Consider the following 13,376-nt stretch of genomic DNA (forward strand, 5'->3'; position numbering starts at 1 on the left):
GAGTCTCCTAAAGCGCGGCGTTCAGCACTTGCGCTATGTGGCGAATTTCAATCGGCAATTGCTGTCTGCGGATCATGCCATCGAGGTGCAACAGGCATGAAGGATCAAAACCTACGACATACTCTGCACCCGTTGCCGCGTGGGCTTGGGCCTTGTCTTTACCCATTTTGGCAGACACTGCGCCCTCATCGACGGCGAACGTACCGCCAAAGCCACAGCATTCGTCACGACGGTCGGGATAGACTATGTCTATACCCGCAATATTGGCGAGCACGGCTTCGACTTTGTTAAATCTTGGCCCCATCTGCTCGCTTGGTGTCGCAAGGCTTAACATGCGAATACCATGGCAACTCAGTTGCAGGCTTACCTTGTGCGCGAAGGGCTTGGTAAAGGCGGGGATCGGCGCGATATCGTGTAAAAACTCCGTGAGTTCATAGAGCTTGTTGATCACAGCTTGGGCTTCAGGGCTGCTATCAAACTCGTGGAAGTTTTCTTTGGCGGCCACTAAGCAAGAGGCGGCTGGGCAAACAATAGCGTCGCATTCCACTCCCTTAAAGGCGTTGAGCAATTTAAGGGTGGTACTGCGCGCTGCATCGAAGCAACCTGAGTTTGTCATCGGCTGGCCACAACATGTTTGACCCGCGGGTAGAATCACTTGGTGCCCAAGTTTCTCTAATAATTCCAAGGTGGCAATAGCAACCTCTGGCATCATTTGATTGACTAGACACGGGATGAAAAGGGCGATTTTCATTGTGTTTTCTCTTTCTTGTTAGTGAACGACATTGCCTTGCACTGTGCCCCCAAAGTCCACACAAATGCTAAGGTAGTTGATCAAATATAGGCCTATCTAAAGTAAATAAGTAGCCCTAATTTAGTAAATGAGCTTGTAGATTTTTGCAAAAATGAGAATATTTTAAGTTTATGATTTTAATTGTTTTATTATGGTTTGATTTTGTAATTTAACTACAAGTTGAAGCGTGTCGGCCGATAAATGAGAATAGTTGTCTTCTAAAGAGAAACGGGGCTACTTTGAGCCCCGTTTAGTCAGTGTTTTAGCGGCTGCATTCTTCGAGTAAATAAGCCAAATGGCGATAGGAAATGCCACTGTGTTGAGTCAAACCGACCTCACACATACGGTTGGCGTAATAGCCTTCCTTAATCTCGACAGGAATGAGCTTTTTGATATTACGCAGTGCACTGGCGTTGATTTCTGGTTTATACAAGCCTTTTTCACCCGCGTAACCACAGCAGTCAATTCCCGCAGGTTTAAGCACTTGGGCTGAGCACGCATCGGCAATCGCTTGCATCTTAGGCTCTAACTTCATCTTGCGGGCGCTACAACCTAAGTGCAGTGCTACATTGACTTTTTTGCTGATGTTGAGCTTAGTTAGCAAGTTGTCGTGCATAAACTCAACTAAGTCGATAATTTGTACTTTGGGGTTACCCGTGAGGGTGCGATAGGTACAAGACAGTGCATCGACGACCACAGGCAACTTGCCGCCGTTGGTCATTTTGCTCACCGCATCGATAAGCTCTTGGCGTTTGGCATCGGCATTTTTAAAGTCGCCCTTAGACTCCCACATTTGACCACAGCACAAATCGCGGGTCTTTTCAGGGGTAATCACGTTATAACCCGCGCGTTCCAGTAGCGTGACGACGACTTCTGGCAGAGTGCGGTTATCGGGATCTTTTGGCGTTGGGCCAAAGGTTCTGCCGCCACAAGCAGGGAAGTAGACCACAGTTTCTTGGCCCACTTTTGCAGGGGAGGGTTTTGGCAGTTTGCCGCCTTTGGGGAAATCCGGATTCCAATAGGGCACTTCTTTTGAAATCAAACGGCCGGTTTTCATTAGCGCATTGGTGATGCCATCGCCGGTGATTTTATGGATAACCCCGAGCATGTCAAAACCTGAGCTGATCACTTGGTTGACCGCGCCAAAATGTTTGGCTTGGAAATCTAAGACTTTTTGCTCAGTGGTCGTGATGTATGGCGTGCGCAACTTACGCACCAATTGGCCCATGCTGTTGTCAACCGGGCAGGCAATAGTACAAAGCTGACAGGCGGCGCAGGTATCAACCACATCGTACTTAGCGGCGGCGCGCATTTCGGCTGCGGCGGCTTTATCACCGGATTGCTCTAAGCGTTCGATTTCACGCAAAGTGGCGATACGCTGGCGCGGCGAGAAGTTCAGCGCCGATGTTGGGCAGGTTTTTTCGCAGAAACCACATTCGATGCACTTATCGACAAAATCATCGACCACAGGGCAGGGCTTGATGTTTTTAACGTGGACATTGCTATCGTCGTTGAGGATAACACCTGGGTTTAAGATACCATTAGGATCAAACACTTGCTTGATACTTTTCATCAGGGTGTAGGCATCTTGCCCCCATTCTTTTTCGACAAACGGCGCCACAGCACGGCCGGTGCCATGCTCGGCTTTCATTGAACCGTCGTACTTATTAATCACCATATCGGCAATATCGTCCATAAAAGCATGGAAGCGGTCGATATCGGCTTGGGTAGAGAAAGTCGGCGTAATAATAAAGTGGAAGTTACCCGCTAGGGCATGGCCATAGATACAGCCTTCAGGGTAACCATGTTTATGGAAAAGCTCAGTAATATCGTGTGCTGCTGCCGCTAGATGCTCGAGTTCGAAGGCTACGTCTTCGATAATGACCGAGGTGCCCTTTGGCCGCTCGCCACCCACAATGGGGAATAAGCCTTTACGCATTGCCCAATACTTGTCACAAACTGCTGGGTTAGTACTAAATTCCATTGGGCGAATAAAGTCAAAGCCGGCGAGTTTCGCGGTGACATCTTGGGTATAAGCCTCGAGGGTTTGCGCGTCATCGGCACGGGATTCGATAAGCAAAATAGCGGATAATGCGGGCAATTCCGATAACCAGTCCGGCATACCAGGCTTACCCGTTACCGCTTTGATAGATGGCCAGTCTAGGAGCTCAGCCGCTGCAACGCTCTCACCGTTGATCAATGGAATCGCGCGGGCGGCATCTTCCATATTGTGGAATACGGCCATGGCCGAGGCTTTAAATTTAGCCTCATTGACTGTGTTGTAGGTGACTTCGTTAATGAAGGCGAGGGTGCCTTCCATACCCACCATTAAATGATTAATGATGTCGAAGGGATCGGTAAAATCGAGTAACGAGTTGATACCATAGCCAGTGGTATTCTTGATCGAATATTTTTTACGAATACGGTCTGCCAATACCGCATTATGGCGAGTCATGTGTGACAGCTCTTTGACCGCCTCGAGTAGTTTGCCGTGGGTTTTAGCAAATTCAGCCTTTGATTTCTCACAGCCAGTATCTAGCTCTGTACCATCGACAAAAAGCAGCTTTGCAGAGGCGATCGTTTGGTAACTGTTTTGGGCAGTGCCGCAGCACATACCTGAAGCATTATTGGCAACAATACCGCCAATCTTAGCCGAGGCAATGGTCGCAGGATCGGGGCCAATTTTGCGGTTAAGTGGCGCCAATACGGCATTGGCATCGGAACCAATGACAGCGGCACCTAAGGTAATTTGTTTGGCATCGCTACTGACTTCAATCTTTCTAAAACCATCATGACCAAGAATGAGCAGTATGCCCTCACCGATAGCTTGGCCCGATAAACTGGTGCCCGCTGCTCTAAAAGTCACGGGCGCATTATGCTTCCTTGCTACCGCTAAGGTCTGTTTAACTTGCTCTAGGGTCTCGGCATGGACTACGACTTCTGGGACGATTCTGAAGTAACTCGCATCGGTGGACCAAGCAAAACGACGGACGGGATCATCCGTGACAGGGTGGTCGCCTAATTGCACTCTTAGATCATCGATGACCAATTTGTAGTTAATCGACATTGCATTGCTCTCTTTGTAAACTGACAGAAGTCGAAGTCATAGGTAGTGACTTCGACTGCTCAATTAAATCAATGAATTAGAAACCACCCCATAGGGTTGCAATAGTTCCTGCCAATAGGGCATAACCGATGGCAACCGGCATAGTCTTACGGATAATTTCTGATTCTCTACCCGCCATACCCACCACAGTGGCAGCGGCTACCACGTTCATTACGCACATCATGTTACCGGCGTTCGCACCTATACCTTGTAGTGCCAAAACCAATGTGTGGTTCATGCCAACATTGTCAGCCACACTGTATTGCAGACTGGAGAACATCATGTTCGAGAAAGTGGCTGAACCCGATAAGAAGGCACCAAAAATCCCTACTATAGGCGCCACCCATGCCCATACCGCCCCCATTGACTGGCCAAGCATATCGGCTAGGGCAACTGGCATAGAGGCAAGACCTGCACCATTAGCACCTGAGTTTAAGAAGATTTTCACCATAGGCACCGAAGCACCTAATGAAATAATGGTGGGTAACATGGACTTACATGACACACCGACCGTTTGCTTAATCGCAGGGCTTTTCATTTTGAACAGGAAGAAACCGAGAATACACACGGCGACGAAGAAGGCGCCTGGGGCGTATAGCGTCGCGAAGCTGGCCTTAAGTTCGGTGCCCATTAAACCTGTCCAGCTGATATTGAAGCTTGATAACCAGGCTTTAAGCGGCATAACTGTACGAGATAACACTAACAGCGCAGCCATGATGATATAGGGCGTCCAAGCGGCTATTTGTGAGAATTTGGCTGTGGCTTCAACCTTGACTCCCTCTTGACTGTCATTTTCGGCAAAATCATTCCAAGGAGTTTTAGGAAGCAAATAACCTTTGCGCGCAACAGGGATCACCAGTGCCATACCGATTAATGCACCGATAACCGCTGGGAATTCAGGGCCTGCGAGGTAGTTGATGATCCATGCGGGGACAGTAAACGCAAGGCCTGCAAAAATCGCAAATTTCCAAATCGCTAAGCCTTCCTTAAAGGATTTATTACGACCAAAGAATCCGGTCAGCATAGTCACCATGACCAGCGGGATTAATGAACCTGTGATTAAGTCGATAGTGATCATATGCATGACGATATATTGCGCGTAACCAGCATAGTTACCGCCATGTGCCGCAAATTGCTCCGCAGCCATGCTTACGCCACCTTGGATCAGACCCTGTTCCATCCCAAAGAGCACAGGTAAGCCAATCGCTCCAAATGATACGCAGGCTGAGTCGGCAATCAAAGCAACAACCGCAGCGGCAACCGGTGGTACGCCTAGCAGTACAAGCAGTGGTGCACCAATCGCGGCGGGTGTACCAAAGCCTGCACTGCCTTCGATAAAGGCGCCAAATAACCAACAAATGATAATGACCTGCACACGGGCATCGGCACTGATGTTAGTAAAGCCAGCACGGATGGTATCCATCGCACCTGAGTATTTCAGGGTATTGAGCAGGAATACCGCGCCGAAGATGATGGTTAATGGAGTGATGGCTGATAGCAGTCCCTCGAGGACCGATGCCGCCAGTAATGTGGTATCCATTTGCCAAATAAACACAGCGGCGAGCGCAGTGACTACCATGGATATGGGCATAGCCTTTGATGCAGGCATTCTGAGTAACACTAAAAATAGCATTACGCTGAGCACTGGCGTCAAGCTGGCGAGGAGTTGAAGTATTGTCATGCTTGCCTCTTCATAAAGTGGTCTGTCTTATTATTGATATTAGGATTTATCATCTGCCTTCATGTCGACTTCCCAGACCAATAAATCAGCAGTTAATACTGCAAGTACTTACGGTCTCGACATTCTGTGTTGTGTACTAGACGCTATTGTGAGCTTGACTAATATGATCTAGATCATCTTGGCTGTTATATGAAATGCTAATTTACAGTGCTGCGGGGTGCTTCTCTCAGGGGATTTTCTTATATGTGACAATGATCACTTAGACTCTTGGATGTATATCTACTTTGGTTATATAAAATTGTGTTTGTTGTTTTTCTGGTTATTAAAAGTAGAGCTATCACTCATATTTATCGTCATTATTGCAATTAACTGATCCATTTATTTCATTAATAGACTCTTAATGATTTTTTAAGACATTTTTAAGGTGTGATTAAGATCACGCAAGGTGACGCCGTTGAATTATGAAAATTGCACTGAAGTTTGTCAAGTGATTATTTTTATTGATTAAATTTATGGTTCGCTGATGTTTTTTTATAGTGATGCGGATCACGCTTTTTAAAATCGAAATTTTATTGTGATGTAAGTCACTTAATTAAATTAACTTTAATTTGAAATTAAATAACCGTTATTTAAGTCACTTTCAGTTTTTGAATGGCGGGATAATTCTCTTTCTATGAACTCAAAAAGAGCTTCTCGTCTTTAGCCGCCATTTTATGGGAATATTTACAAAATAAAAAAGAGACGGAATACGTCTCTTTAATAGGGTAATTGGGTAAGTTATAGAAATAGGACCCATTATGGGAAATAGGACAAATAAGCGCAGGCTTAAAACAACTTGCTGCCCCAGCCTAATTTTGTTCGCAGCACGTGGAAATAATTGTGACCTTTAGGATGAATAAGCCGTAAACGTTCAGAGCTGCGGCGCACTATGATTTCATCGCCCGGTAACACGGCTAAATGCACATGGCCATCACAGCTGACTTCGAGGTTCTCGCCATTTTCGGGTGACACAACCATTTTTATCGTGCTGCAGGCATCGACGACAATCGGGCGACACGACAAAGTGTGCGGGAACATAGGCACTAAGATCAGGGCCTGTAAATTAGGCGTCAGGATAGCGCCGCCAGCGGAGAGGGCATAAGCCGTCGAACCGGTTGGCGTTGACACTATCATGCCGTCGGCACGCTGGCTGTACATAAATTGATCGTCAATATAGACCTCAAACTCAATCATGTGGGCAATTTTACCCGGATGGAGTACGGCTTCGTTGACGGCGGTATTGCTCGCCTTGAGCATACCGTGGCGATAGACTTCGGCTTCGAGTAAGAATCTGTGCTCGGTATCGAACTCACCGTCGAGTACCTTAGCAAGGGCTTCTTCAAAGGCATCGGGCGGCAGGTCGGTTAAGAAGCCTAAATTGCCGCGGTTAACGCCAATCACGCCCAAATCGAAGCGAGCTAATACCCTAGCCGCGCCAAGCATGTTACCGTCACCACCGACGACTATGGCTAAGTCGCAGCGCGCGCCAATTTCTAGCAAATCGACCGCCTCGATATTGGGCCCTAGTTCGGTAGCAACACGCTCTTCCACTAAGACTTCAAAGCCTTGCATTGTCAGCCAATGATGCAGACGTTTTAAGGTTTGATTGGTCCCTTGGTGATGAGGTTTGCCGATAAGGCCGATAGTATGAAACTTTGTGGTCATATTTATGCTAGATCTGGCCTTAGGCCTTGAAACGTCAAAATTGATCCCCATAATATGCCCAGAGTATTTCAGAAACAAAGCATTTTTAGCTGGAGTGAAAATGAGCAACGAATCGATTAAAGCAGAACAGGATCTGATCCAAGAGGGTGTAGAGTCTGAAGTATCTACCGCAGAAGCAAGTCTGATCGATGAGCTTACCCAGGCCAATTTCCGTATTGAAGAGCTGGAACAGTTACTCGCTGAAGCTTTGGCGAAAGTTGAAGAGCAGAAGGATTCAGTTATCCGCGCCGCAGCCGAAGTCGACAATATTCGTCGTCGTGCCGCAATGGATGTGGAAAAGGCGAACAAGTTTGCCTTGGAAAAGTTCGCCAATGAACTTTTGCCAGTGCTTGATAACATGGAGCGCGCATTGATGGGGACTAACCCTGAAGATGAAGCGACGAAAGCGATTTATCAAGGTGTTGAGTTAACTCAAAAAAGCTTACTCACTGCGGTGGCTAAATTTGGTGTTAAGCAGATTGATCCACAAGGTCAGTCATTTAACCCTGATCAACATCAAGCGATTGGTATGCAGCCAAGTGCCGAGTTCCCTGCGAACACTGTGATGTTGGTGATGCAAAAGGGTTATGAGCTGAACAGTCGCTTGCTGCGCCCTGCTATGGTAATGGTGTCACAGGGTGGCCCTAACCAAGAAAGCGCAACGATAGATATCGAAGCTTAAGCTTTATTGGTTAGGCCGCTGTTCTAACACACAGCAACAAAAAAGGACTGCAATTGCAGTCCTTTTTTTATGGGCGAAATCTGAATCGGCAAACAGAATCGGTCAGCAGTACTTGACCGAGTTCTCGCTCTATTACGCCGCCATCTATTGAATCGCTTATTGCGCTAGATAAGCATTGATTTGCGCCAGTATGCCTTCGGCATCCAGTTGCAAGTCATGGGTAACTTCCTCGGGTGAGCCATGTTTGATAAATTCATCAGGCAAACCAATTTGAAGCACGTCCTTGGGCATTCGCAGCTTTTGAAGCTGTTCAAGTACGCCAGTACCTGCGCCGCCCATGATGGCATTTTCTTCCACAGTAACGAGCACTTCGTGGGTTTGCGCCATCTCTTTGACTAAATCAACATCGAGCGGTTTTACAAAGCGCATATCGACAACCGTTGCATCTAAGCATTCGGCAGCGGTTAACGCCGAGGCTAACAAGGTGCCAAAGTTGAGAATGGCAATGCGTTTGCCCACACGTTTAATCACGCCTTTACCAATCGGTAATGCCGTCATCGCTTCGACTTGCATCGCTCCCGTGGCGCTGCCCCTTGGATAACGCACTGCACTTGGACCCGCATCATAGCAATAGCCAGTGTAGAGCATTTGACGACATTCATTTTCGTCCGACGGCGCCATGATCACCATGTTGGGGATGCAACGCATAAAGCTTAAATCGAATGCACCTTGGTGAGTTGGACCATCGGCACCGACAATACCGCCGCGATCGATAGCGAACAATACCGGTAATTGCTGCAGCGCCACATCATGAATAAGTTGATCGTAGGCGCGTTGCAGGAAGGTCGAGTAAATCGCCACCACAGGCTTAAAGCCTTCACAGGCAAAACCTGCGGCTAAAGTCACTGCATGCTGCTCGGCAATCGCCGCATCGAAATATTGTTTCGTGAAACGCTGGGAAAACTCCACCATGCCCGAGCCTTCGCGCATCGCAGGAGTAATGGCTAATACTTTCTCATCTTGCTCAGCGATGTCGCATAACCATTTACCGAAGACTTGGGAAAAGGTCGGTAAACCGGGTTTGGTAGCCGGCTTTTTAAACAGCGACGGGTCAAACTTAGGCACCGCATGCCAACCGATAGGATCTTTTTCAGCAGGTTCATAACCACGACCTTTCTTCGTCATGATGTGCAGCACCTGTGGACCTTTCAGATTGCGCATATTACGCATGGTCTCGACCAGAGCATCAACATCGTGGCCGTCGATAGGACCGATATAGTTGAAACCTAACTCCTCAAATAGCGTGCCAGGAACGACCATGCCCTTGAGGTGTTCCTCAGTGCGTTTGGCCATTTCTTTGATGACGGGCATGCCTTTCAATACTTTCTTGCCGCCTTCGCGCAGCGTAGTGTAGAAACGGCCTGACATCAGTTGGGCTAAATGGTTATTGAGGGCGCCGACATTTTCAGAGATCGACATTTCGTTGTCGTTCAGTACCACGAGCATGTCATTGTGTAAGTCGCCTGCGTGGTTCATGGCTTCAAACACCATACCACCAGTCATGGCGCCATCACCGATCACGGCAACGACTTTACGACCCGCTTGTTCTTTTTCTGCGGCAATCGCCATCGCCAGTGCGGCGCTGATAGACGTGCCTGAATGCCCAACGCTGAAAGTGTCGTATTCACTTTCTTCACGCCATGGAAAAGGATGCAAGCCATCTTTTTGGCGAATGGTGTGCATCTTGTCGCGACGACCCGTGAGAATTTTGTGGGGATAAGCCTGATGGCCCACATCCCAAATCAGCCGATCAAAAGGGGTGTTGTAGACATAGTGCAACGCAACAGTGAGTTCCACTGTGCCGAGCCCAGAGGCAAAATGTCCGCTGGATATGCCAACAGACTTAAGAAGGAACTCGCGCAGTTCGTCGGCTACTTGTGGTAAAAGTGCCTGAGGAAGCTGGCGGAGTTCATTGGGGGTGTTGGCCTGCGCCAACACGGGAAACTGAGAAATGTCCAAACTCATAGCGAGATACTTCGACTCTTATTATATTCTTCGCTCAATGATATAGCGGGCGAAGTCTGCAATTAACTGGCTATTGTATGGCAATTTAGCCAGCGCTGATAGTGCCTCTTGGATCAGTTGTTTGGCGGTGTCTTGTGCACCTTGTAGTCCAAGTAGTTGTGGAAACGTACTCTTATTCGATTCAGTATCAGAGCCTTGCGGCTTACCGAGTTCTTCGGTGGTGGCTACTATGTCAAGGATATCGTCTTGTACTTGGAAGGCGAGTCCGACCGCACGGGCAAAATCCATCATAGCAGCATACTGATCTTTTGGCGCGTTTGCGGCGATTAATGCTAACTCAACGGCGCAACTGATAAGGGCGCCAGTTTTCATATTATGTAGCTGAGTTAATGCTTTAAGATCAATATGTTTATCGGTTGAGGCTAAGTCTATCGCTTGGCCGCCACACATGCCACGATAACCTGAGGCTTTTGCCAATACTCTGACCATAGCGATATGTTGCTCGCTGCTGATCCCAGCTACCGCTTCGGTGACAATTTCAAAGGCTAAGGTCTGCAGTGCATCCCCCGCTAAAATGGCGGTCGCTTCATCAAAGGCGATATGCACAGTGGGCTGACCACGGCGCAGCTCATCATCATCCATGGCGGGTAAATCATCGTGGATCAATGAATAAGCATGGATACATTCAATGGCTGCGGCGCAGGCATCTAATTTTTCGAGCTCGACCCCAAACATGCGTCCGACACTGTATACGAGGAAAGGTCGAATGCGTTTGCCACCCAATAATGCGCCGTAAGTCATGGCGGCTTTTAATTGGGGAGCGGTATCTTCAAGCGTACTAAAACGCTGTTTTAATTGATTATCAACCCGTTGTTGATATTCTTGAATGGCACTGACTAACACGCTTATTCGCCCTCAACGGCATAGGGGGATAGGGGCGCATTTTCATCTTGTTTCAGTAAAATGGCCACTTTTTGTTGGGCTTGTTCGAGTTTTGCTTGGCTATTTCGAACCAGATTGATGCCACGTTCAAATTGTTTTAACGCGTCATCGAGGGAGATATCGCCTTGTTCTAGATCGGCAACAATGCGCTCAAGTTCGCCAAGGGATTCTTCAAAACTGAGATTTTCGGGTTTCTTCGCCACGTTTATGCTTCCTTTGATTTAGCGGACACAAGGTATATCAGGGCGGCTTTAGGGTCAAATTCAGACTAAAGATATTTGCTCAATAGCACGCTTTGTTACTGAAATTTTTTCAGAAAATATAAATTGTCGCTAAACTTGCTTAGTGTGTGTCCGATAACTGACAATAGTATCATCATTTGTATGGTAATTTTTAACTTGATAGACAAGGCTCGCATGTGTGTCGGTGGGATTATCTTATTCAGTGGAACAACTGAGTGTTATTGCTTACCTAGGGTAAGTATTATGTCGTTTATTACGAAAATTGAGGAGCCGTTGTGGATTTAGCAACAGTAATTGGAATTGTGGGTGCCTTTGGTTTTATCCTCGGGGCAATGGCCACCAGCGGCGGTTTAATGATTTTCGTTGATGTACCCTCGATTCTTATTGTTTTCGGTGGGTCCTTCTTCGTGGTGATGATGAAGTTCAATCTTAAACAGTTTTTTAGTGCGGTAAAAATCGCCGCCAAAGCGTTTATTTTTAAGATTGATAAGCCAGAAGATTTGATTGAACAGTCCGTGACTATGGCTGATGCCGCCCGTAAAGGCGGTTTTTTAGCTTTAGAAGAAGCGCAAATTACCAACAGCTTTATGCAAAAAGCCGTCGACATGCTCGTTGATGGTCACGATGGTGAAGTGGTGCGCGCTGCCTTAGAGAAGGATATCGCCCTGACCGAAGAGCGCCATCGTACTGGGATCGGCATTTTTAGAGCCTTCGGTGACGTAGGTCCTGCAATGGGCATGATAGGTACGCTGGTGGGTCTTGTGGCCATGCTGTCAAACATGTCAGATCCTAAATCCATCGGCCCTTCAATGGCGGTGGCCTTGTTAACCACCTTATACGGCGCTATGGTCGCCAACATGGTTTGTCTTCCTATCGCGGATAAGTTAACGCTTAGGATGGGTGAAGAAATGCTGAACCGTAACTTGATTATGGATGCGGTATTGGCGATTCAAGACGGACAAAACCCTCGGGTGATTGAAGGCTTCTTGAAAAATTATCTGGCTGAGAAAAATCGCAAAATAGATACAACGGACGGAGAGTAGCCCATGGCTAAGGCTAAGTGCAACTGTCCACCGGCCGGAGCACCGATGTGGTTGGCGACCTTTGCTGACTTGATGTCGCTGTTGATGTGTTTCTTCGTGTTGTTATTGTCATTTTCCGAAATGGACGTAATGAAGTTTAAGCAGATCGCGGGCTCAATGAAGTATGCCTTTGGTGTGCAAAATAAGGTGGAAGTCAAAGATATCCCGAAGGGGACGTCAGTGATTGCCTTAGAATTTAGACCAGGACGTCCCGATCCCACCCCGATTGAAATAATCAACCAACAAACCAATGAAATGACGGAACCTGTATTGGATTACCAAGCGGGTGAAGACGACAGTGCGGGCGGCGTGCAGCAGCAAAGTGGTTCCCAGCGTGGCGGCGAAGCCACTGCAACAGCGCAGGAAGTGGCTGATGCGGTTAAGGCCGAAGCGGCAGCGGCGCAGGATAAGATCAATCAAGAAGTGAAGAAGATGGCGCAGGAACTCAATAAAGAAATCACCGATGGTGCGATAGAAATTGAGTCCTTAGGTCAGCAGATTATTATCCGTATCCGTGAGAAGGGCTCATTTGCCTCTGGTTCTGGCTTCCTTCAGCCTCGATTTAAACCTGTGGTGCGCTCTGTTGGCGAACTGCTAAAAGATGTGCCAGGGATTATTACGGTATCGGGTTACACGGATGATATGCAAATCAGCGATGAGCTTTATAGCTCTAACTGGGATTTATCCAGTAAACGTGCTGTGGCTGTGGCCCACGAGTTAGTACAAGTTAAAGGCTTTGATTCTAAAAGGATGAAAGTGGTTGGCATGGCGTCTAACAATCCGATAGTGCCAAATGATTCACCGGAGAATCGTGCCCGTAACCGCAGGGTGGAAATTGCCATTGAGCAAGGTAAAGCCAAGGAATCTGATGAAATTCAGGTTGGCAATTCGCCTTAGATAGGCTCAATACGCGCTGTATCTAAAGCCGCAATTCTGTTGCGGCTTTTTTTATTGGACTGTCCCGTCCTGAAATACGTTGACATAAAGAGGACTTCTTTATGACAACATCAATTAACTCAAGCCGTAAGCGCACACAACGAGATTACACCTTAGCCTTTAAATTAGGCGTTGTAGAGCGTGTTG

The 13,376-nt window shown here is 47.5% G+C and carries 11 protein-coding genes; 4 read left to right on the plus strand and 7 right to left on the minus strand.

Annotated features, from left to right (window positions below):
• Positions 1 to 7: 7 nt before the first annotated feature.
• From MO387_RS03045 to nadK, 4 genes are all read right to left on the minus strand, one after another.
• The gene (locus MO387_RS03045; protein WP_006085148.1) at positions 8 to 751 is read right to left on the minus strand and encodes a (Fe-S)-binding protein; all 744 of its coding nucleotides are present in this window, start codon (positions 749 to 751) and stop codon (positions 8 to 10) included.
• A gap of 301 nt (positions 752 to 1,052) precedes the next feature.
• Positions 1,053 to 3,857 carry an FAD-binding and (Fe-S)-binding domain-containing protein gene (locus tag MO387_RS03050; RefSeq protein ID WP_107948519.1) on the minus strand — a complete coding sequence of 935 codons (2,805 nt, stop codon included), beginning with the start codon at positions 3,855 to 3,857 and terminating at the stop codon, positions 1,053 to 1,055.
• Positions 3,858 to 3,933: 76 nt separating this feature from the next.
• Complete coding sequence (locus MO387_RS03055; protein ID WP_106651139.1) at positions 3,934 to 5,577, minus strand: L-lactate permease; 1,644 nt, start codon at positions 5,575 to 5,577, stop codon at positions 3,934 to 3,936.
• A gap of 825 nt (positions 5,578 to 6,402) precedes the next feature.
• Entirely contained in the window at positions 6,403 to 7,281 is an 879-nt protein-coding gene (gene nadK, locus MO387_RS03060; protein ID WP_106651138.1) for an NAD(+) kinase, read from the minus strand.
• 100 nt (positions 7,282 to 7,381) lie between these two features.
• Between nadK and grpE the strand changes: the two genes are divergently transcribed.
• Positions 7,382 to 8,002 carry a nucleotide exchange factor GrpE gene (gene grpE, locus MO387_RS03065; protein ID WP_028760692.1) on the plus strand — a complete coding sequence of 207 codons (621 nt, stop codon included), beginning with the start codon at positions 7,382 to 7,384 and terminating at the stop codon, positions 8,000 to 8,002.
• Positions 8,003 to 8,158: 156 nt separating this feature from the next.
• Here grpE and dxs read toward each other — a convergent pair whose 3' ends face one another.
• From dxs to xseB, 3 genes are read right to left on the minus strand one after another with little or no spacing between them, the layout of a single operon-like run.
• On the minus strand, positions 8,159 to 10,027 hold the full coding sequence (dxs, locus tag MO387_RS03070; protein WP_107948517.1) for a 1-deoxy-D-xylulose-5-phosphate synthase: 1,869 nt from the start codon (positions 10,025 to 10,027) through the stop codon (positions 8,159 to 8,161).
• Between the two features lie 21 nt (positions 10,028 to 10,048).
• Positions 10,049 to 10,930: a (2E,6E)-farnesyl diphosphate synthase gene (gene ispA / locus MO387_RS03075; protein ID WP_106651136.1), complete on the minus strand. Its 882-nt coding sequence runs from the start codon at positions 10,928 to 10,930 to the stop codon at positions 10,049 to 10,051.
• A 2-nt stretch (positions 10,931 to 10,932) separates the two neighbouring features.
• On the minus strand, positions 10,933 to 11,172 hold the full coding sequence (xseB, locus tag MO387_RS03080; protein ID WP_006080884.1) for an exodeoxyribonuclease VII small subunit: 240 nt from the start codon (positions 11,170 to 11,172) through the stop codon (positions 10,933 to 10,935).
• A gap of 314 nt (positions 11,173 to 11,486) precedes the next feature.
• Here xseB and pomA point away from each other — a divergent pair, with 314 nt between their 5' ends.
• From pomA to MO387_RS03095, 3 genes are all read left to right on the plus strand, one after another.
• A complete protein-coding gene (pomA, locus tag MO387_RS03085) occupies positions 11,487 to 12,254 on the plus strand; it encodes a flagellar motor protein PomA (protein ID WP_006085155.1) in 768 nt (255 codons plus the stop codon).
• 3 nt (positions 12,255 to 12,257) lie between these two features.
• Entirely contained in the window at positions 12,258 to 13,190 is a 933-nt protein-coding gene (locus tag MO387_RS03090) for a flagellar motor protein MotB (RefSeq protein WP_106651134.1), read from the plus strand.
• Positions 13,191 to 13,291: 101 nt separating this feature from the next.
• The coding region (locus MO387_RS03095; RefSeq protein ID WP_242325992.1) for a valyl-tRNA synthetase at positions 13,292 to 13,376 on the plus strand (85 nt) is incomplete at its 3' end.

Source organism: Shewanella sp. N2AIL, from assembly GCF_022690845.1.
Classification (GTDB): Bacteria; Pseudomonadota; Gammaproteobacteria; order Enterobacterales; family Shewanellaceae; genus Shewanella; species Shewanella baltica.

What these genes read in the sequence shown, in the direction of transcription:
- MO387_RS03050 (WP_107948519.1), bottom strand. Translation starts at nt 3,857, where the DNA reads ATGTCGATTAACTACAAATTGGTCATCGATGATCTAAGAGTGCAATTA.
- nadK (WP_106651138.1), bottom strand. Translation starts at nt 7,281, where the DNA reads ATGACCACAAAGTTTCATACTATCGGCCTTATCGGCAAACCTCATCAC.
- dxs (WP_107948517.1), bottom strand. Translation starts at nt 10,027, where the DNA reads ATGAGTTTGGACATTTCTCAGTTTCCCGTGTTGGCGCAGGCCAACACC.
- MO387_RS03055 (WP_106651139.1), bottom strand. Translation starts at nt 5,577, where the DNA reads ATGACAATACTTCAACTCCTCGCCAGCTTGACGCCAGTGCTCAGCGTA.
- grpE (WP_028760692.1), top strand. Translation starts at nt 7,382, where the DNA reads ATGAGCAACGAATCGATTAAAGCAGAACAGGATCTGATCCAAGAGGGT.
- MO387_RS03045 (WP_006085148.1), bottom strand. Translation starts at nt 751, where the DNA reads ATGAAAATCGCCCTTTTCATCCCGTGTCTAGTCAATCAAATGATGCCA.
- MO387_RS03090 (WP_106651134.1), top strand. Translation starts at nt 12,258, where the DNA reads ATGGCTAAGGCTAAGTGCAACTGTCCACCGGCCGGAGCACCGATGTGG.